This window comes from Hahella chejuensis KCTC 2396, assembly GCF_000012985.1.
Lineage (GTDB): Bacteria > Pseudomonadota > Gammaproteobacteria > Pseudomonadales > Oleiphilaceae > Hahella > Hahella chejuensis.
In genome coordinates, this window is record NC_007645.1 from 2309173 (window position 1) to 2327198 (window position 18026).

An 18026-nucleotide genomic window follows, 5' to 3' on the forward strand; every position below is an offset into this window, starting at 1 on the left:
ATCTCAATGACTGTTACGACCATCATTGTTAATTACAATAGCGGAGCTTTACTTGACGAATGTCTTAAGCACTTGGAAGCGCAGACTGTTCGTTCAGATAAAATTATTGTAGTTGATAATGCTAGTGTTGATGGCTCTCAGGACATTGCAAGAGCATTTTCTAATGTCGATGTGCTTCTGCTTAACGAAAACCTTGGCTTTGCAGGCGGCAATAATTTAGCGCTATCAGGTGTGGATACGGAGTTTGTTGCACTGTTAAACCCTGATGCTTTCCCAGAACCTGATTGGCTTGAGATGCTGCTCATTGCGGCGAGTGAAAATCCTGACGTAGGCGCATTTGGATCTCGCCAGCTTTGTAGCGACGCCAACTTGATACTGGATGGGGTTGGCGATAGTTACCATGTCAGTGGATTAGTTTGGCGTGATCGACATGGCGCGAAGCAGCAACCCAATGATCTGGTTACAAGAGAAATTTTTTCACCATGCGCTGCAGCGGCATTGTATCGAAGGAAGGCATTGCTTGATATCGGAGGGTTTGACGAAGATTATTTTTGCTATGTTGAGGACGTAGACATAGGGTTTCGTCTGCGTTTGGCTGGTTATAAGTCAATGTATGTTCCGAGTGCGGTGGTTTATCATGTTGGATCGGCAACCACAGGTGGACAGAGAAGCGACTTCTCTGTTTATCATGGTCACCGAAACTTAGTGTGGACCTTTATAAAAAACATGCCATCTTATTTATTCTGGCTGCTTTTACCGTTGCATATTTTGATGAACTTAGCGACGGTGTTGCTATTTATTTTAAGAGGGCAGGGAAGAGTTATTCTTAGGGCTAAATGGCACGCAATAAAAGGGGCGCCTAGGGCCTTTGAGAAGAGAAGGGATATTCAGTCCGGTCGAGTTGCTAAAGTAGCTGATGTCTGGAGGTCTCTGAATAAGCGCTCGCCCAGCTTAAACAAGCTTCTTCCTGCTAAGTTAAAAAGGAGTGCTGACTAAATAAATTATAGCTCGAAAAGCATTCAGCTAGGATATCTTTTAAATGTTTTTGCAATCCACATGAGGCATTTAGAAGCAGATCCTAATAACACTTCTCTCCGAGGCTCCTCTGACGTCATTGGCGGTTTCTACAGTAGACAATTGAGAGTTCTGCCTTGGATACTGTCAATTGGGCATCATTCTTAAAAAATTAAGGCTTCCGGGCCACCAAAACCGCGCGAGCTGGAGCGGGGTAGCCTTCCACTGTTCTGCTGAAATCCTCGGGGTCGAGAAAGTCCTTGAGAGACTGGAAGGTCATCCAGTCCGTCTGGCGTTGTTCATCCAGTGAGGTGACGCCCTCATCCACAATACGGACGTCTTCGAAGCCGCAGCGCTCCAGCCAGCGTTTGGTGGCCAGTGAGCTGCCGATAAACCAGACATTGCGCATTTGCGCGTAGCGATCCAGCGGGGTCAGGACGGTGTTTTCGTCGCCGGGAACGATCAGTGTTTCCAGCACCAGTTCTCCGCCTGGTCGCAGGGCCGCTTTCAGCTCATCTATATGGTCGAACGGAGAACGACGGTGGTACAGCACGCCCATGGAGAAGACGGTGTCGAAGGCGTCCATGTTGGGCGGCAGGTCTTCTGAGCGTAGCGGCAGGTAATAAACTGGCGCGGTGGGCGCGTATTTTTTAACGCAGTGGAACTGGAACAGAAACTTGGGCGAAGGGTCCACGCCGAGGACGAACTGCGCGCCTTCACCCAGCATGCGCCAGCAGTGGTAGCCGCTGCCGCAGCCGACATCCAGCACAAAGCGACCTTTCAATGGGCTTAAATGCGGGGCGACGCGCGTCCATTTCCAGTCAGAGCGCCACTCTGTGTCGATGTGATTTCCAAAAAAATTGAAGGGGCCTTTGCGCCAGGGATGCAGGCCGCGTAATCCTTTGATGAGCGACTCCTGCTCTTCTGGATCAAGGTCTCCTTCTGCGCCGATCATCAATGTGTCGACGTCGAACTGTATTTGGCTCGCCTGCGCTGTAGGCAACTGCTGCAGGGCGTTCCACCAGCCTTCATAGTCGCCATGGGTGCGAGAGTAATAACGCTCATCCAACACGCGCTCGAAGTCGGGGATAAAGCGCTGCAGACGGTTTTTGTCGGCGTGAGCCAGGAAGTCGTCGAAACGGATCATTTTATAGCCAGAAAAGAAACGAAGTTAAAACATTGGAACCATAAGTAAGCTTGGCTGAAGCCGGCTCGTTGCAGACGCTCAATATGCGCCTCGATGGTTTCCGGCACCAGGACGTTCTCCAGGGCGCTGCGTTTTTGCGCGATTTCCAGGTCACTGTAGCCCCGAGAACGTTTGAAGTCATGATGAAGATCGAACAGGGTATGCTGCTTATCCGTGTCGGCGAACTCGATTTTCTCGGACAGCACCATCGCCCCGCCGGGTTTCATATTGACTGCGATGCGATGCAGCAGATCTTCCCGTTGCGCCAAAGGAATGAACTGCAGCGTGAAGTTCATGACAGCGATGGAGGCGTTTTCGATGGGCGTGCTTAGAATATCCTGACACAGTATTTCTGTGGGAATGACGCTGGGCATCCGCTCCATGTTCACCCGACAACGCTCCACCATGGCGGCGGAGTTGTCGACGCCGATCACCTTGGGCTTGTTGTCGGATTCATTGAAATGTTTCAGATTGCTGCGGATAGCGAGGGTGGAGGCGCCCAGCGAGCAACCCAGATCGTAGCAATGGGCGCCCGCCTGGGCGTAGCGCCGGGAAATAACGCCGATCATTTCCAGCATCATGGCGTACCCAGGCACCGAACGGTTAATCATATCCGTGAATACGTGCGCCACCCGCTCATCAAATTCGAAAGCGCCGACGGCGCCTTTGGCGTCTTGGTAGATTTGGTCTTTGCTGTCGCTCATTTTCCGCTCGCTCCTGTCAGGGCGCGCATTTTACCGCCCCGGCCCATACAGGGTCCAGTCGCCTGGCGCGGTCTGAGCTTTGATGACTGGCGCATAAGGCGCTCAAACCGCAAGAGAACGCTAGACTTTGCGTCTTAACCCATCTTTAATTGGCGGTTGTGCGCCATTGGCCAAAAAATTTGAGAAGCATTTATTGAAAAGATAGAGAGGATAGCGGGCAGGTTTATGACTCATTACGCCATTTCAGACTTACTCAAGAACAAAGCGGAGATCGGCAGCGAAGTGACCGTCAAAGGCTGGGTAAGGTCAAGAAGGGACTCCAAGGCGGGCGTCTCTTTTATCCACGTTCATGACGGCTCCTGCTTTGACGCGATTCAGGCGGTTGTCGCGAAAGAGCTGCCCAATTACGACGCTGACGTTCTGCGTTTGACGACCGGCTGCTCCCTAATCGTCACCGGCACCCTGGTAGAGTCGCCCGGGCAAGGACAATCCTGTGAGATTCAGGCGACTTCAGTGGAATTGGTCGGCCTGGTGGATGATCCGGAAACTTATCCGGTCGCCAAGAAAAGACATACCTTTGAATTCCTGCGCGGCGTCGCTCACTTGCGTCCCCGCACTAACGCGTTCGGCGCCGTAACACGTGTGCGTACGACGCTGTCTCACGCTGTGCACCATTTCTTCTATGAGCAAGGCTTTCAATGGATCAATACGCCGATCCTGACCGCCAGCGACTGTGAAGGCGCCGGCGAGCTGTTTCGCGTCAGCACGCTGGACATGGCCAACCTGCCCAAGACGGACAGCGGCAAGATTGACTACAGCAAAGACTTCTTCGGTAAAGAGACGTTCCTGACCGTGTCTGGTCAGTTGAACGTAGAAGCCTACTGTCTGGCGATGTCCAAGGTGTACACCTTCGGGCCTACGTTCCGTGCGGAAAACTCCAACACCAGCCGTCACTTGGCGGAGTTCTGGATGATCGAGCCGGAGATCGCCTTCGCCGACTTGAATGATGATGCCGACCTGGCGGAGCGCTTCCTCAAGCACATGTTCAAGGTGGTGCTGGACGAGCGCAGCGACGACATGGCGTTCTTCGCCGAACGCATCAATCCTGACGTGGTTTCGCGTCTGGAGAATATGGTCGACAAGGAATTTGTGCGTATCGACTACTCTGAGGCCATCAAGATTCTGCAGAACTGCGGCAAGAAATTCGAATACCCGGTGCAGTGGGGGCTGGATCTGCAATCCGAGCATGAACGCTATCTGGCGGAAACCCATGTGGGCGCGCCAGTGATCGTGATGAACTATCCTAAGGAAATCAAAGCGTTCTACATGCGCCTGAACGACGATGATAAGACCGTTGCCGCCATGGATGTTCTGGCGCCGGGTATCGGTGAAATCATCGGCGGCAGCCAGCGCGAAGACCGTCTGGATGTCTTGGACGCGCGCATTGGCGATATGCATCACAAAGAGGAACTGTGGTGGTATCGCGATCTGCGTCGCTACGGCAGCGTACCCCACGCCGGTTTTGGTCTGGGCTTCGAGCGCCTGATCGCCTACGTGACCGGCATGGAAAACGTGCGCGATGTCATCCCGTTCCCAAGAACGCCGGACAACGCCCAGTTCTAGAACCCTGACCTGGACGTCAGTCAACAAAAAAGGCCCGATTCCATCGGGCCTTTTTATGGGAAGGGACAAGCCGAGTCCCTGGTTTCCCTGCCTGCATCATATTTGCGCCGGGCTTAAAATACGCCGAAGCCTTTCAGCAGAGACACAATCGCCAGTACTACCGCGACGCCGCCAATAGCCATGGCCGCTGCGCCGCCGCTTTTTGGCGGTTTGACGTTTTGCAGGTTGTTGAGCTGCGTCGCCAGCGTAGTTTTCTGGCGTTCCAGTTGCTCTACCCGCACAGCCATGGCGTCGATCTCGCTTTGTTTTTCCGCCATTTGCTCACGCAGGGCTTTGGCGATCTGTTGCACCAAGTCCTGTCCCTGCTTGCTGATTTGCCCACGCAGCAACTCTTCCACCGTCCCCTCGATCAGGGTATGCAGCTTCTTGTCGTTGAGAATGTCTTCTATGTTCAGGCTGGGCGCAGGTTCGTCTCTGGAAGTGCGCTCGATCAGGGTGCGCTTGAGCTCTTCCTTGGCGGACTGCAGCTCCGCTTCCCAGGCGCTGAGCCTGTCTTCCACATTGTTGTCCATGGTGGCGGTGGCGGAGTGGGTGGCGATATCCATCACCTGAGGGCGGATGCGCTCGATGAGGTCGTCCAGGTCGGGCGCTTCCGGCACGGGCTTGGCTCTCATCTCAAGATCGTTGACCGTTTCTCTTAGCTGTACGTCCAGGTCGCGACGAGATTCGCTGACTGCGTCGTCGATGGAGCCGAGTAAACGGTCTTCTAGACTTTTCAGCTCGGCGTCCAGCAACGGTGTGAGGGTCTGCTCTACATCACGGGTTATCGTGGCGGCGAGTTGTACTTCGTCAATCGCCGGGGCGGAGGGGGCCTCGGCAGGCTCAATGCTTTCGATATGCGCTTCCAGAACCTGTTGCACGCGCTTTTCCAGTCCTGGCATCAGTTCTTCGCGCAATTGCTCCGCCATGGCGCTGAAGTCAGGCAGGGGCTGCTCCGGCGCTTCAGAAGGCTGCTCGCGCAACTGCTGGATATCCTGACGCAGAGAGGTCAGTTCGCTCTCGTTTTCTCTCAGGCGGCTTTCGAAACCGTCGAAGGAAGGGAAGTCGCGGCTGTTTTTTTCCAGTTTGTCGAGACGATCCACCAGGATTTCCCAGTCGGAAGCGGACACCACGGCTTGCTGAGGTTGCGGTGGTGTGTATTCCGGCGTTGGGGTGGGGACGATAATCTCTGCAGAGACTTCCTCCGTCACTTCCGCCACAGGTTCCGCTTCCTGAGGGACGGAGACGGAGGTGAGGGTTCCGCTGCGCGCGGACTCAATCACCATGGCTAACTTTTCCGCTTGCGGCGGCTTGAACAGCGTACCCGACGCGCCGATAGCGCGGGCTTCCGCATCGTAATTATCTTTTCCTTCTTTCCCGGTGCACATGATAACGGGAATATGGGAGGTCTGAGGGTCCGCCTTGATTTTCTTGGTGGCTTCGAAGCCGTCCAACTCAGGCATCAGATGGTCCATAAATATGATATCGGGCAGATTGGTTTTCAGCATTTCCAGAGCGTGTACCCCGGATTCTGCAAGTTGAACCTGCAAATTATGCTTCTCTAACAGTCTTTGTAATGTAATACGCGCCAGTTTGGAGTCATCTACCACCAGTGCAGTTTGCAGCGACATTGCGGAACCTTTTGCAATTTAAGATACATCGATAAATCTAGCACATTCTTGAAGCTAGCCGGCAAAATCCTAGTATAGGGTTTGTTGAGGTTTCTGCATCCTCTGAACGCCCTGCCACAGGCTTTTTCGGGCGTCTAAACAGCGTTGCCGGAGCCTCAACAAACACTAAGGTGCGACAAAGATATATCAAATAAGACTTTCCTATCAAAAATCATAAGGTTAGATATTGTAACAGCATGTTTTTTGATCTGTTTAATGTAACTTTCGTCATTTGGTCACCTTAGCGTCATATAGCCTTTCTAGCATCGCGGCTAAAGATGATTAAAGTTAATTTTTCTATTGTTTCAGCGTTGTATTTGCATATTCAAATCAATGTGTTGCGTTTGCTGGAAAAATAGATAATTACGCCGCAGGGGCTTAATCGTAAAAAAGGACATCCGGATGCAAGATTCCCTAAGAGCCGTTTTTATCTCAGATGCGCACTTGGGCTCGGCTGCCTGCCAGGCTGAGCACTTGCTGGATTTTCTCAACAAAATCAAAACTGACAGGTTGTATCTGGTAGGCGATATCATCGACCTGCTGGAAATGCGACGCAAAGCCCACTTTCCCGAGACGCATCGGGCCATTCTCAGCCTGATCATGCGAAAAGCGCGTGAAGGGATGGAGGTCATCTACATTCCCGGCAACCATGATGACTTTTTCCGGCAAATGGCGGGACAGACCTTCTCCGGCGTGAAGATTCGGCTTAACAGCGTCCACCGCACTGCGGACGGGCGTCGCTTTCATGTGAGCCATGGCGACGAGTTTGACCAGATTGTGCAACTGAGTCCGCTGGCGTTGCTGGTGGGGGATAAAGCCCACGGCATGATGCTCAAGCTCAATAGCTGGTTGAATCGCGCCCGCAGGCTTTTTGGCTTTCCATACTGGTCCCTGGCGGGATACCTGAAGACCCATCTGGGACGCGCCCGGGAGTTTATCCATCGCTACGAAAACGCAGCCCTGAAGGCGGCGCGTAGCCTGGAAGTGGACGGTTATATCTGCGGCCATATTCACTACGCGGCTTTTCGTCGCAAAGACGGCAGGCTCTACTGTAATGACGGCGACTGGGTAGAGCATTGTTCCGCACTGGTGGAAACTCATCAGGGGCAATTAAGGTTGCTGCATTGGTCGGAACAGCCGCGTTGGCTGGCGGTGGAGCCGGATGCTGAACCGACCTGGATCGATGACCCCATTCCGGGGTTGTTTCCGGCCCCTGTCTGTTGCGCTATGACTGAGAAGCAAGCGCCCGAGGCCGCCTGACAGACTGAGTGGGCGTTGGGCTGGTTTCTGTCTCTTCCATTATGAGCAGCCAAATCAAACAGTTGGCTGCTGGCTCCTTACGGAAATATAACGCCGCAGTCCTGTCGCCGGGCTTGAACCAATTCCCCGAAAACGTGTCTACTATCACAATATTGATCCGCTTTTAGCTTTGTCATCTGCATGGATGGCGGGCAGATCGTCATGATGGCGAAGTTTAAGAATATTGGGAGAGGTTAAGCATATGTTTGGAAGTCATTCACAGGATAAAGCATCTATGCCTGCACGGGAGCAAGCGCTGCCTGGCAGAGCGGAGCCCATGGAGATCGAGGGTGAGCATTTTGTCTTTGGCGTGGATATGAGAGGTCCCTTTCCGGCGCAAATGCAAACAGCGGTGTTCGGGCTGGGGTGCTTCTGGGGGGCGGAGCGTTTGTTCTGGAAACAGGAAGGCGTTTACAGTACCTGCGTAGGCTATGCGGGAGGCTATACGCCCAACCCCACCTACAAAGAAGTCTGCACCGGGCAGACCGGCCATGCGGAAGTAGTGCAGGTCGTATTTGATCCCGCCGTGATCAGTTATAAGAAGCTGCTTAAACTATTTTGGGAAAATCACGACCCGACTCAGGGAATGCGTCAAGGCAACGACGTCGGCTCTCAATATCGTTCCGCTATCTATTACGCCAATGATGAGCAGAAACAACTGGCGGAAGCGTCGAAGGCGGAATTCCAGCAATCGCTGCATGACGTAAATCGCGGCGCCATTACCACGGAAATTACTCCGGCGCCGGAGTTTTACTTTGCGGAGACCTATCATCAACAGTATCTGGCTAAAAATCCTGGGGGATACTGTGGTCTGGGCGGCACCGGGGCTTGTTTAGCCAGCGCGGACTGAGCTTTGACTGAGTCCGCGACCCTTGCTGGGTTAACCTTGGTTATCCCGGAAAAGAACGATCTTGAGCGGGATTCTGTGGCGGCGGCCTGGAGCGCCGCCGGAGGCGAGGTATCCCGATTGGGACGATTCTGGGAGCCTCCTTCCTATGATCCAGCCAAGGTGCGGGTCTATGGAAATGACACTTTTGCTCTGGTGTTGGCGCAGAAGTTGGGACTTGACCTGATTTCACCCGCAGACGACCTGTTGGTGCAATTGCCGCAACAGGCGTTGCAGCGCTCAGTAACGCTGCTGCCTTTATCTGTGGCGATGACCTCGCCATTTCCGGCTTTCCTGAAACCCGCCGCGCCAAAGCTGTTTAAAGCCGCCATATATACAAGTCTGACTGATCTAGCCGTGGAAACCCGAGGGCTGGAGCCGGATACGCCGGTGCTTCACTCGGAAATCGTACAGTTCGCCTGTGAAATTCGTTGCTTTGTCTGGCGGGGAGACGTGTTAGACGCTGCAATCTACGAAGGCGATGGAGCGCTTGAGGACGGCTTAAGATTCGCCAGACAACTTGCTCGAAGCGGAGACCTGCCGACCACCTGCGTGCTCGATATCGGCTATATTCCCCAGCGCGGCTGGGCGATCATCGAAGCCAACGCCGCCTGGGGCGCCGGCCTCAACGGATGCCGGGCCGATAAAGTATTGCCTTGTATCGAGGCGGCGACGCGCCAAGTGGCTATTGGCAGTTAACAGAATACTCGTCAATCGTCAGTCTGCCTTTCAGCGCTTCTGGACTGAACTGAATCAAAAACTCAGGTATTTCTTGCTGAGCAGAGACTCTATGAATGAAATCGTAAACGGCAGGCTCTAGTATCGGGCCTGTATAGAGGTAACAGGTGCGATCAGATATTACAAAGAGAGTGGAATACTTTTCCTTGAAACCATTCAAATTAATATTATCCAGGGCGGGAGAGGCGTGAAGAGCGCGAGTGACACTCAAGTTATCGCCTTCAGTACTTTTAAAGTCATTCAAGTAGGCTGCCCAGTCAGCATAAAGCTCGGACTCATTCGGTGGCGAGTCTTGCAGAAATAATTGTATTTGCCCTTTTTTATTATTGCTTTCTACCGCGTTAGTTGTTGAACAACCGGCAGATAAATAAGTAGTCAGAATTAAAGCCAGACTAATCTGTAGTCGATATTTACATCTAGCCATTTAAGGGCTCCCAAATAGAGATGATTTCTTTATTGGTGATCATCTTTTGATTCAAGTAGTGTTTGAAAGTCGCCACCCCATCTAATAAGTTGAGCTTTTACCGAAGCGATAAATTTTTTGGCGTTTTCGCTTTCCTTTCCTTGAGAAAAAGTGGCGGAGCTATTCCAGTTATCACCATCCATTAAATTGCAATCTATAGCATGACCTATGAAGTGCTGGGACTTTTTAGCTGGAGTTACGACACTGCCGCTAACCACAGTATTAACCAAGCGTAGGGTTTGGTTCAGCTTGATGATAATACCGTACTTTTTCGCTTCCTTGTTCATGTTGACAAGGTGAGGGGCGAGCGCAAGAGAAACCACAAATTCGTTATCGTTAATATTGGGATGCTCTATTTTTTTGAAATAAGGCCCTAACTCAATATTGCTGAAAGAGCTCTCTTTTATGCGAACCAAGTCGCCGCCAACTACCGCTTTATGAGAAACCCACTTATCAAGCTCTTTATATGAGTTTATGTCATAAACTCCGGTTGGAGACATATTAAAAGAGTAAATGGAGCAACTCTCTAGCCCTATTTCTTTGGCCGTCCACTGAAAAAATCTGAGCGCTTTCGCCGTATTGGGACCAAACTCACCGTCACTTTCTCCTGAATAGGCCTTGACCGCGGAAAGTTTCTCCTGAAGCTGCTTTACATAGTCTGCTTTTTCCGTGTTTCTAGGCTCGCCTCCCCATGTTTTCCGGGTGTCTGAATCCCCTTGCCTTAATGCGATGTAGTTTCCGTCTAATATAAGCATTCCACCCCCTCCATTCGCTGCGTTATTGCCTTCTCCTGATTTTCTATTGTTCCTGTCGCCAAAACTTCAGGTTAAGTAATATACCTTTTTCTGTTTTGGCGAAAGCTCAATTGGGCATATTCATTCACGATAAAAAATTAGCTTCTTGTTGGGAATATCGATAAACCCTAGATTGTCTAGTTGGCGTTCGTACAGTTATTCATAAATTTAGTTATGAAATGTAATAATGGATATAACAAGTAGAGCCAATATGATATAAGCTCACGATTTCCTGGCAGCTATTGGTAACCACCGCTATGGCCGTAAGAGCCGAGAAGAAACAACAAGTTAATCGTAATATCTGCAACGCTGCACTGCGTCTGTGCCGGACGAAAGGGTATTCCGGGGTGAGTCTGCGGGAGATCTGTCGGGAGGCGGGGATTGCGCCGCCGACGTTTTATAACTATTACCCGAATCTTGAAGAGCTGGGTCTGGCGATTATCGACGAGGCGGGGCTGACACTGCGCCGTCTGATGCGCCAGACCTGGAAAGAGGTGGATGTGCGGGAGGGCGTGGTGCGTCGCACGATTCGCGTCTTTGGGCGCTATCTGGAAGAGAATGGCGATTTGTTTCATTTCGTCGCGGCGGAACGGGTAGGGCGCGTGCAGGCGTTTAGAGATGCGATTGAGCGTGAGGTGAAGCATGTGGTGGAGGCCATGGCCAAGCCGCTTGCGGAGGTAGGGGCGACGACGGGCAGGCCGATTGCGCATCCGCTTTATCTTTCTGAAATGTTGGTTAATTGCGCGTTTCAGGCGGGGGTTGAGAGCCTGTCCGCCAATACGGAAAAGCGCAATGAAATCATCGAACGCACAATTATTCAGGCGCGTATGGCTATTTATGGTTCGGAAGTCATGGCGAAAGGCGCTGTGACGTCAGTTTCTGCGGAGTAGTTCGCCGGCTTGCGGCAATGCCAGAAGAAAACTCTAACAATTGTTCGCATCGGCGTAATCCCTCTTTGAAGTGCAAAAATTGCGCACAAATTCAATATAAGGCCAAATTTAAGCGCATTTAATGTGTTTTTTGTGCCGAATATCTCGCTTGTGGACATATTTCTCATTCTTCTTCTTGTTTAAAAATTAACAAGTGTTAGTTTTATTTTTGTCGAACAAAGGCCATCAGATTGAGCGCGAGCGATAACCGCCTGTTCGACAGCAGTAGGCATAGTTGGAAGTGCAGTACTGAATGAATAAGAATAAAGAGGAACGGAGATGGACCTTATACCCCAAGGAACGTGGAGAACTCTGTTGTGTCTGCTGCCTGCGTTGGGCCATCCTGTCGCCCATAGTGAGCTGAAGCCGATGGCGGACCAGGAAATGGGCGAAATTTCCGCCCAATCCGCATTGGAGTTTTCCGCAACGGACATCAACTACAACTTGAGTCAGTTGACCGGCGTCGAGTTCATCAAGAATCCCGGTATTGGATTTACCCGGGTGGAACAGCGCACTCAAACTGAGTCTGTGGATGCTACGGTGTACCGGCTTCAGCTGAACGGTTCAGGTGAACTGCACGCCTTCGCAGAAGAGCTGACCCTCGGCGACTATGGCGGCGCCAATAACTCCATTTATAAAGACGAAAACGGTCAGGGCGTGCCCGATGTGGCGTTGAGGAACTTCGGTTTCGGCAAATCGGCGCAAGAGCCCTTTGTGTTTGAAGACCCTTATCTGGAGATCCAGAAGCAGCATCATGCCGACGGGACGGACACTATTCGCGGCATTCGCTTTGGCTTCGGCAGAGTCGATGGTTCGACGCCGGTGACTATCGATTCCATCTCCGGTTACATCCCGGCATTGAGCATCATGGCGGATCTGGGGGGGCTGGTGCGCTCACAGATCTATGGCAGCGGCACCAAAGACACCTTCGTCAACATTATCGGATACATGCCGGATGGCTCCGGCAACTATCCGCAGACGCCGGCGCCCGGCGAGTGGGTGTGTAATGGCGGCATGTGCGGTTTTACTCCGGACAATGTCGGCCTGACTGGTAACGCGGGGATTGGTTATAGCTATGGCGGGAAGGAGTTGAACCTTTCGAATGTGACCAGCCTCGACTATCACAACGTTAAAAACTTCTATATTTCCTTTGTGCAGGGCGCGGGTAATCTGATGTCGAATCAGAACGGTTCGATTAACGGAGCCATGTGGTCACAGCATCTTGAAGGGATTATTCCTGATTCCCGGCCGGATTTGCCCGGGTGGAACTTTGGCATTCCCTTCAACGACCCCAATAATCCGACAGACGGATATCTGGAGGCCCACACTGATGTTGGGCCGACGTTGCAGCAGATCTTTTTCGGCGTTGGAGATGACAATCCCCGCATGGGATATCAGAACAATAAGTTGTTTTAAAACAGCGATGAACTGTATCGGGAGGGAACCATGAAACATCCGCAACCTGTGCTGGCGCTCTGTTGTCTGACGCTCAGCGCCGCCGCCATGGCGATGGAGGCGATGACGGATGAGGAGCTGGGGCAAGTGGATGGCCGCAGCGGGTTCAGCTTTGCTTTCGATAACGTCAGGTTTAAAGGGATGGCGATAGACGGCGCGGAAGCGGGCAGCATCAATATCATTGCTGCGGATGGCTCCAGTTTGGGGTTGAAAGAGTTTCAGCTGTCCGCTGACGCGATCGGCACATTTGAATCGCCGTTGACCTTCAGTCTGGTGGAAATGGACGGCTCACTGGTGAATAACTCGAGCTCCGGCCTTCCCATGTTGCGCATAGGTCTGCCTGGAATGGAAGGCTGGCGCAATCTGGACGTGCGTTTCAATGAAGAGTTCGGCAACCCGGATGTTCCTAATCCCGATAACCCCAATATCCGCGCAGGCGGAACGCCATCGGAACACACCATGCTGGGAAGCGTGTCGATGAATGATATTTCCATTCTTGGCGGCGTTGCGTATAGCGGCATTCCCGAGGGCTATAAGATCGAAAGCGTCCGGGTTGATGACGGCAGCAGTGGCGCGGATTCGCGTCAGGGAATGTTGCTCAATGTGGACATCAATGAACTTTTGATTCCCGAGTGGCTGGTCGAATCTCAGGTAGGCGATGGCGTATTGAACCCCGCTACGGACTTTATTCTCTACAATTTCAGGCTGGAAAATCTGCACCTGCAGTCCGCCACGTTTGAAGCTGCGCCCAACGGCTTGCGCTTCGCTTATTCCGACCCACAGCCCTTTACGGAAGACGGCGGCATTATCCCTTCAGGAGGCGGGCTGCCGGATACGCAACACCCGGATTATGACCCCAACTTTCCCAAAATTGATTTGACGTTTCAGGCGCAGATGACGCAATCGAAATTGAATGAATCCCGCATTCATGGCGTCACCTTGGATCATCTTATATTCAACGTGCGTAACTGAGGGAAGGAGCGGATGAAAGGCGCAATAATTAGAAGTCCTTGGGGGCGCATACTATTGGCGGGCATGGCGATGTCTTTCTCTGGTGCGGTCGCGTCGGAAATGCGCGGTCTGGAAGAAGGGGAGCTGTCGCAAGTATCAGCGCAAAGCGGCTTGATCATTGAAATACCCCGGGTGCGCATCAACGCCCATGACGGCGGTCTGGACGACCCCGACACACCGCAGGATGAAAGCGACGGCCGCCGCACCCGAGGATTTCGCTACAACTACATCACCACTGAGCATGACGGCGGCGCCCAGACCTACTATTTCACTGACGAAATCTCCATCGCCATGGATATTGAAGGCCCTCTGAAACTGGATGTGGACGATGGCGGCCACATGGTTCTGCAATTGCCTGAGCGGGTCAATTTCGTCGGCGACGGGTACAGCATGAAGGGCATTTATCTCAACAATACTGGCGACCCGGCCAGCGGCGGCAAACTGCTCAACGAGATCAACATTCAGGGTAACTTTGAGACCGGCGGCCAGGTATTTGTGTGGGGTTATGACCCCTAGGCGGAGGCTCCGTTCCATTTAACCAGAGTGTGGTCTTCGCCTTGTAGCTCCTCTTTACTAGCTTGTCCCAGGCGTTTTTTCCATTTCAAGATCCGCCGTGCAAGCATCCAGAAACCTATTTCTGATTGTCAGAGCGCTCCCACGTCCCTTCTGACACTGACAATTGCAGCATGATTATTGGCATGAAAGTGACCGGCTTGCGCTAACGCCTGTAAGTCGCCTTCTACTATCTTCGTATTTTGTGAAAGCACGCTGGAATGATTGATTCTGTAGAATTCTCACTAGAACTAAAATTAGTATTTTTAGAAAATTTTGTTTTTTGTGTACAATGCTTTGATGTCTTTTCATTAAATAGTTTCTTATTGATGATCCCCCCTTTTAGGGAGGTATGTATTATGAATACTAAATACCGATGAGAAATAAAAAATATTATTTTTTTTGAATGTTTTTTGTACGTCGGCTACACGGAAGAGTGTATAAGAATGAAGATGATAGTGTTTGTTTTTTTACTGGTAGGGGGCTCGCAATACGCTCACTCTGAATGCTCTAACTACAAAGAAAAAAGATGCATAAAACTGTGTAATGATACTTATGAAACGGTTTATTGGGCAAAGGAGTATGATCATGTGGGGCCGGGGGAGAAGAAAATAGGAGTGTCTACTGGGTGGGAGGCGCTTCAACCTATGAGCTGTTATAACGATATTCCCATTGTTGATTTTTCTTGGCAAGGAGGGACTTTGCCAGGAAATAGGTTCATCTTCATGACAAAGGACAGAAAATGGGAGTGGTTTGAAGGAGATGGACGAGGATATGTGTGTGCTTGGCTTAGAAGTACCACTGAATTTAACCTGACCCATGAGCAGCATAGAGATAACTCACCTTATTATCCTGAGTGTAACCAAGTCGATGGTTATAAGGCTGTGCCAGGATACACAATTAACGCCGGCGGCATTTTTCGAGTGAGAGAGAGTAATGCTTCCAAAAAGCCGTCTCTAGAGAAAATACTTGACGGTGTTCGGGAGTATTATGTAGGCATCGGAAAAAAATATAGAAAAGAAGGTAGGAAATATGCCGAAGTTAGCAAGCTTGGCTATGATAAATACTATAATGTTGCGAAGGATTATAAGGAAGCTATGGATGCTATAGATATCGTCGCTAGAGCAGATAGACCTCTTAGGAAAATAGAAGGTGTGATAGAGGGGTATTATGGATATGCAGGCGAATCTGTTGATGTAAGAATAAAATTTGTCACACATAAAGTGGAAAGTTATATAAATGAAAAAATAAGAATACCGTCGGAGTATCTAGAGTCTACAATAGCAGGTCCTTCAGAAATTGATGGTGAAATAGCAACAAGGTCTTTTCTGCTCATTAGTATGGGAGGTCATAATGTTGCGACGCCTGATCCACTCGAAAAGCTGGTAGGCCTTCAAGAGCAACCTGATGGAGTATCTGTTTATTTACTTACCTCAGGAGGTTTCATTACGCTGGAAAATCTTGAAAAAGCTGTTAACGAGCTTTTATGTGAGAATCATAAGGACCGTGATTTACTTGCATTTAAGAGAAACTTGACCAGCGCCGGTTTGGTCGATTTTAGTAAAGATTACTCGTGTCGTTCAAGCTAGATGAAAGAAATAGGTTAACTGTAAATATGAATTGCGCCTTGGCGATGTCTGCAGCACGAAAGGCATTTTTCTCAAATGCCAGACCTGGCCAACGGCGGAAAATTACTCAACGAGATCAACATTCAGGGTAACTTTGAGACCGGCGGCCAGGTATTTGTGTGGGGTTATGACCCCTAGGCGGAGGCTCCGTTCCATTTAACCAGAGTGTGGTCTTCGCCTTGCAGCTCCTCGCCGATAATGGCGGCTATCCGCTCCCAGTTCCCACCCGCCAGGCCCGCGCCAATCAATGGATAGCCGATGCGTTTCCCGGAGAAGTCAGTCTTGATCTTTCTCATGACAGACCGAATCGCCTCATAGTCCGCCAGATCGCCCTCGCCACGCCAGTGGAACTGGGTATAGGCGTTCACAACGGTGAAAGACGCGTCATTGCTGGTGATCTCGGCGTAGGAGTAAGTCCCCAGCTTTTCTTGAGCGCCTTTCTTCGTTTTTAAATCCGCCTTGTAAGCATCAGGAAACGTATTCTTGATCGACAGAGCAATTCCCCGTCCCATTCGACACTGACAATTGCAGCCATGGATAATGACATCAAAGTGACCGGCTTGCGCCAGCGCCAGTAAATCGCCTTCTATTGTTTTCATGTGGCCTCAAATTAAAAAATTTCGGGTTTCGATAGAGTCAGCATTTAATTTGGTTATGCTCAATTAGAACAAATATTACGTGGGTGAAGCGACATGAGCGGAATGGTTTCCCGATTCAGTATCGTCGGCTTTGTCTACGTTGAAATGACGGTGGGACTCAAGGTCCAAAAAGGAGAGGGCGGAGATCTGGAGCGTGCGGAAAGGGAAAATGACAGGAAGTTGGCCGTGCTGCAGCAACAGGTCGATCATCTAGCTGACGTGCTTCATGACGCCATCCTGACAGCGCACGCAGAGTCTCAGTTTGAGCCCATTGCGGCGCAATATCGACTGTACCAGCCGGGTATGACGGGGTTTACGCAGTTCCCGACGCGCCGCTTCTACGATGAAACTCAACCAGGCGATGACGGTTACCTCCTGCTCCATGAAAACCCTGCCGTGGCGCTACGTTTTCACGCATTTCCTGGGCGGGAGGAGACGAAGGCGGTGCAGGATTTGATTGCCAGGCTCGTTGTTGAGGCGTCGGGAGAAGGTTCTCTTTTATAGAGCCTTCATTATTTCCTTCAGGCGCACGGTCTGATGAAGCGGAGAATAATTCGACGTCATATACGGGCCGAAAGCGTCGTGTTTCATTTTTCGATAATCAAGATCCCCGTTATTAACCAAGTCAAAGGTATGCGTGATCACGCCTTCCAGTGAGACTAACTCCACATTGCCCTGATCATCGTAGCGGGCGCTGAAGACTGGCGCGCCGGAATTTCCCCAGAAGGCGGGGCAGTCCGTATCGAATAACAGGCCGTCGTACCCTGGAGATTTGGGCGAGGGCAATAGCTTTCCTGATCGATGCTTGCGCTGGCATCTAGCGGAGCCGACCCTCAAGGTGTTCTGCGTTTTAACAATGGGGTAGCCAACTGAAAACAGCGGCGCGCCTGCTTCTGGAGCCGGACCGAAGTTTAGCGGGATATCCTTAAGCGTCAGCTTCCCCTCGGTATAACCCGGGTTATAATGCACGATCGCCAGGTCGTTGATACCTTCAACCGGGCTGTCATATTCGAACGAGGCGACGGGGATATAAAGGTCGTTTTGATCAATCGAGCCGTCCTCAGAGTAGGCGAGATAATAATTGCCTTTCTTGGAGTCGTCCCGGAAACAGTGCTTAGCTGTAATCACTAGTCCGTGTTTCAGAATAAGGCCAGTGCAGATGCGGAAATGATCCTCATCCAAAATCGGAACAATATAGTCAAAATCATCAACCAGACTTCTTTTCGGACCTTTGGATTGCCCAGCAACGCTTTCGCTCATCGAGGTGCAGGAAGCAACTAGCGTCGTCGTGAGTATGCAGGCGCCCATTTTGGCTAAGTGGGCTGTTAATTTTGATAGGACTAAGCGTTTACGCATCATTTCTCTACTTCTACGGAAAGGGGCGGTTGTGATTGCAG

General features: G+C 51.1%; 18 protein-coding genes. 11 read left to right on the plus strand and 7 right to left on the minus strand.

What is annotated here, in order from left to right:
* Positions 1 to 6 precede the first annotated feature (6 nt).
* The gene (locus HCH_RS10195) at positions 7 to 996 is read left to right on the plus strand and encodes a glycosyltransferase family 2 protein (protein WP_011396131.1); all 990 of its coding nucleotides are present in this window, start codon (positions 7 to 9) and stop codon (positions 994 to 996) included.
* 190 nt (positions 997 to 1186) lie between these two features.
* On the opposite strand, the gene cmoB is transcribed toward HCH_RS10195, so the two are convergent.
* Positions 1187 to 2161, minus strand: a complete 975-nt coding sequence (cmoB, locus tag HCH_RS10200; RefSeq protein WP_011396132.1) for a tRNA 5-methoxyuridine(34)/uridine 5-oxyacetic acid(34) synthase CmoB — start codon at positions 2159 to 2161, stop codon at positions 1187 to 1189.
* Complete coding sequence (cmoA, locus tag HCH_RS10205) at positions 2158 to 2904, minus strand: carboxy-S-adenosyl-L-methionine synthase CmoA (RefSeq protein WP_011396133.1); 747 nt, start codon at positions 2902 to 2904, stop codon at positions 2158 to 2160. Before cmoA ends, cmoB begins: the two co-directional genes overlap by 4 nt.
* 225 nt (positions 2905 to 3129) lie before the next feature.
* Here cmoA and asnS point away from each other — a divergent pair, with 225 nt between their 5' ends.
* Entirely contained in the window at positions 3130 to 4527 is a 1398-nt protein-coding gene (gene asnS / locus HCH_RS10210) for an asparagine--tRNA ligase (RefSeq protein ID WP_011396134.1), read from the plus strand.
* Between the two features lie 113 nt (positions 4528 to 4640).
* Here asnS and HCH_RS32245 read toward each other — a convergent pair whose 3' ends face one another.
* Positions 4641 to 6197 (minus strand): response regulator, encoded by a 1557-nt coding sequence (locus HCH_RS32245; RefSeq protein WP_011396135.1) that lies wholly within the window; start codon positions 6195 to 6197, stop codon positions 4641 to 4643.
* Between the two features lie 441 nt (positions 6198 to 6638).
* On the opposite strand from HCH_RS32245, the gene HCH_RS10220 reads away from it, so the two are divergent.
* The 3 genes from HCH_RS10220 to HCH_RS10230 all read left to right on the plus strand — a co-directional run bounded on the left by HCH_RS10220 (position 6639) and on the right by HCH_RS10230 (position 9120).
* Positions 6639 to 7496 (plus strand): UDP-2,3-diacylglucosamine diphosphatase, encoded by an 858-nt coding sequence (locus HCH_RS10220; RefSeq protein WP_011396136.1) that lies wholly within the window; start codon positions 6639 to 6641, stop codon positions 7494 to 7496.
* Positions 7497 to 7770: 274 nt separating this feature from the next.
* Positions 7771 to 8385: a peptide-methionine (S)-S-oxide reductase MsrA gene (gene msrA / locus HCH_RS10225; RefSeq protein ID WP_238384987.1), complete on the plus strand. Its 615-nt coding sequence runs from the start codon at positions 7771 to 7773 to the stop codon at positions 8383 to 8385.
* Positions 8386 to 8388: 3 nt separating this feature from the next.
* Complete coding sequence (locus HCH_RS10230) at positions 8389 to 9120, plus strand: ATP-grasp domain-containing protein (protein WP_148212532.1); 732 nt, start codon at positions 8389 to 8391, stop codon at positions 9118 to 9120.
* On the opposite strand, the gene HCH_RS10235 is transcribed toward HCH_RS10230, so the two are convergent.
* Both HCH_RS10235 and HCH_RS10240 read right to left on the minus strand, forming a co-directional pair.
* Positions 9107 to 9583 carry a hypothetical protein gene (locus HCH_RS10235; RefSeq protein WP_011396140.1) on the minus strand — a complete coding sequence of 159 codons (477 nt, stop codon included), beginning with the start codon at positions 9581 to 9583 and terminating at the stop codon, positions 9107 to 9109. The two genes, HCH_RS10230 and HCH_RS10235, sit on opposite strands and share 14 nt — an antisense overlap.
* A 29-nt stretch (positions 9584 to 9612) precedes the next feature.
* A complete protein-coding gene (locus tag HCH_RS10240; protein ID WP_011396141.1) occupies positions 9613 to 10377 on the minus strand; it encodes a M15 family metallopeptidase in 765 nt (254 codons plus the stop codon).
* Positions 10378 to 10673: 296 nt separating this feature from the next.
* Here HCH_RS10240 and fabR point away from each other — a divergent pair, with 296 nt between their 5' ends.
* The 5 genes from fabR (at position 10674) to HCH_RS10265 (ending at position 15952) form a co-directional block, all read left to right on the plus strand.
* Complete coding sequence (gene fabR, locus HCH_RS10245) at positions 10674 to 11306, plus strand: HTH-type transcriptional repressor FabR (RefSeq protein WP_011396142.1); 633 nt, start codon at positions 10674 to 10676, stop codon at positions 11304 to 11306.
* Between the two features lie 318 nt (positions 11307 to 11624).
* Positions 11625 to 12761 carry a hypothetical protein gene (locus tag HCH_RS10250; RefSeq protein WP_011396143.1) on the plus strand — a complete coding sequence of 379 codons (1137 nt, stop codon included), beginning with the start codon at positions 11625 to 11627 and terminating at the stop codon, positions 12759 to 12761.
* Positions 12762 to 12791: 30 nt separating this feature from the next.
* The gene (locus HCH_RS10255; RefSeq protein WP_011396144.1) at positions 12792 to 13772 is read left to right on the plus strand and encodes a hypothetical protein; all 981 of its coding nucleotides are present in this window, start codon (positions 12792 to 12794) and stop codon (positions 13770 to 13772) included.
* Positions 13773 to 13784: 12 nt separating this feature from the next.
* The gene (locus HCH_RS10260) at positions 13785 to 14327 is read left to right on the plus strand and encodes a hypothetical protein (RefSeq protein ID WP_011396145.1); all 543 of its coding nucleotides are present in this window, start codon (positions 13785 to 13787) and stop codon (positions 14325 to 14327) included.
* Positions 14328 to 14809: 482 nt separating this feature from the next.
* Positions 14810 to 15952 carry a hypothetical protein gene (locus tag HCH_RS10265; RefSeq protein WP_011396147.1) on the plus strand — a complete coding sequence of 381 codons (1143 nt, stop codon included), beginning with the start codon at positions 14810 to 14812 and terminating at the stop codon, positions 15950 to 15952.
* 173 nt (positions 15953 to 16125) lie between these two features.
* Here HCH_RS10265 and HCH_RS10270 read toward each other — a convergent pair whose 3' ends face one another.
* Complete coding sequence (locus tag HCH_RS10270) at positions 16126 to 16590, minus strand: macro domain-containing protein (protein ID WP_011396149.1); 465 nt, start codon at positions 16588 to 16590, stop codon at positions 16126 to 16128.
* A 93-nt stretch (positions 16591 to 16683) separates the two neighbouring features.
* Here HCH_RS10270 and HCH_RS10275 point away from each other — a divergent pair, with 93 nt between their 5' ends.
* Complete coding sequence (locus HCH_RS10275; RefSeq protein ID WP_011396150.1) at positions 16684 to 17133, plus strand: hypothetical protein; 450 nt, start codon at positions 16684 to 16686, stop codon at positions 17131 to 17133.
* On the opposite strand, the gene HCH_RS10280 is transcribed toward HCH_RS10275, so the two are convergent.
* The gene (locus HCH_RS10280; RefSeq protein WP_011396151.1) at positions 17128 to 17988 is read right to left on the minus strand and encodes a S1 family peptidase; all 861 of its coding nucleotides are present in this window, start codon (positions 17986 to 17988) and stop codon (positions 17128 to 17130) included. The genes HCH_RS10275 and HCH_RS10280 overlap by 6 nt on opposite strands.
* Positions 17989 to 18026: the final 38 nt, after the last annotated feature.

Excerpts from the sequence above, each read along its gene's own strand:
- HCH_RS10195 (WP_011396131.1), top strand. The coding sequence starts at position 7 with ATGACTGTTACGACCATCATTGTTAATTACAATAGCGGAGCTTTACTT.
- cmoB (WP_011396132.1), bottom strand. The coding sequence starts at position 2,161 with ATGATCCGTTTCGACGACTTCCTGGCTCACGCCGACAAAAACCGTCTG.
- cmoA (WP_011396133.1), bottom strand. The coding sequence starts at position 2,904 with ATGAGCGACAGCAAAGACCAAATCTACCAAGACGCCAAAGGCGCCGTC.
- asnS (WP_011396134.1), top strand. The coding sequence starts at position 3,130 with ATGACTCATTACGCCATTTCAGACTTACTCAAGAACAAAGCGGAGATC.
- HCH_RS32245 (WP_011396135.1), bottom strand. The coding sequence starts at position 6,197 with ATGTCGCTGCAAACTGCACTGGTGGTAGATGACTCCAAACTGGCGCGT.
- HCH_RS10220 (WP_011396136.1), top strand. The coding sequence starts at position 6,639 with ATGCAAGATTCCCTAAGAGCCGTTTTTATCTCAGATGCGCACTTGGGC.
- msrA (WP_238384987.1), top strand. The coding sequence starts at position 7,771 with ATGCCTGCACGGGAGCAAGCGCTGCCTGGCAGAGCGGAGCCCATGGAG.
- HCH_RS10235 (WP_011396140.1), bottom strand. The coding sequence starts at position 9,583 with ATGGCTAGATGTAAATATCGACTACAGATTAGTCTGGCTTTAATTCTG.
- HCH_RS10240 (WP_011396141.1), bottom strand. The coding sequence starts at position 10,377 with ATGCTTATATTAGACGGAAACTACATCGCATTAAGGCAAGGGGATTCA.
- fabR (WP_011396142.1), top strand. The coding sequence starts at position 10,674 with ATGGCCGTAAGAGCCGAGAAGAAACAACAAGTTAATCGTAATATCTGC.
- HCH_RS10250 (WP_011396143.1), top strand. The coding sequence starts at position 11,625 with ATGGACCTTATACCCCAAGGAACGTGGAGAACTCTGTTGTGTCTGCTG.
- HCH_RS10255 (WP_011396144.1), top strand. The coding sequence starts at position 12,792 with ATGAAACATCCGCAACCTGTGCTGGCGCTCTGTTGTCTGACGCTCAGC.
- HCH_RS10260 (WP_011396145.1), top strand. The coding sequence starts at position 13,785 with ATGAAAGGCGCAATAATTAGAAGTCCTTGGGGGCGCATACTATTGGCG.
- HCH_RS10265 (WP_011396147.1), top strand. The coding sequence starts at position 14,810 with ATGAAGATGATAGTGTTTGTTTTTTTACTGGTAGGGGGCTCGCAATAC.
- HCH_RS10270 (WP_011396149.1), bottom strand. The coding sequence starts at position 16,590 with ATGAAAACAATAGAAGGCGATTTACTGGCGCTGGCGCAAGCCGGTCAC.
- HCH_RS10275 (WP_011396150.1), top strand. The coding sequence starts at position 16,684 with ATGAGCGGAATGGTTTCCCGATTCAGTATCGTCGGCTTTGTCTACGTT.
- HCH_RS10280 (WP_011396151.1), bottom strand. The coding sequence starts at position 17,988 with ATGATGCGTAAACGCTTAGTCCTATCAAAATTAACAGCCCACTTAGCC.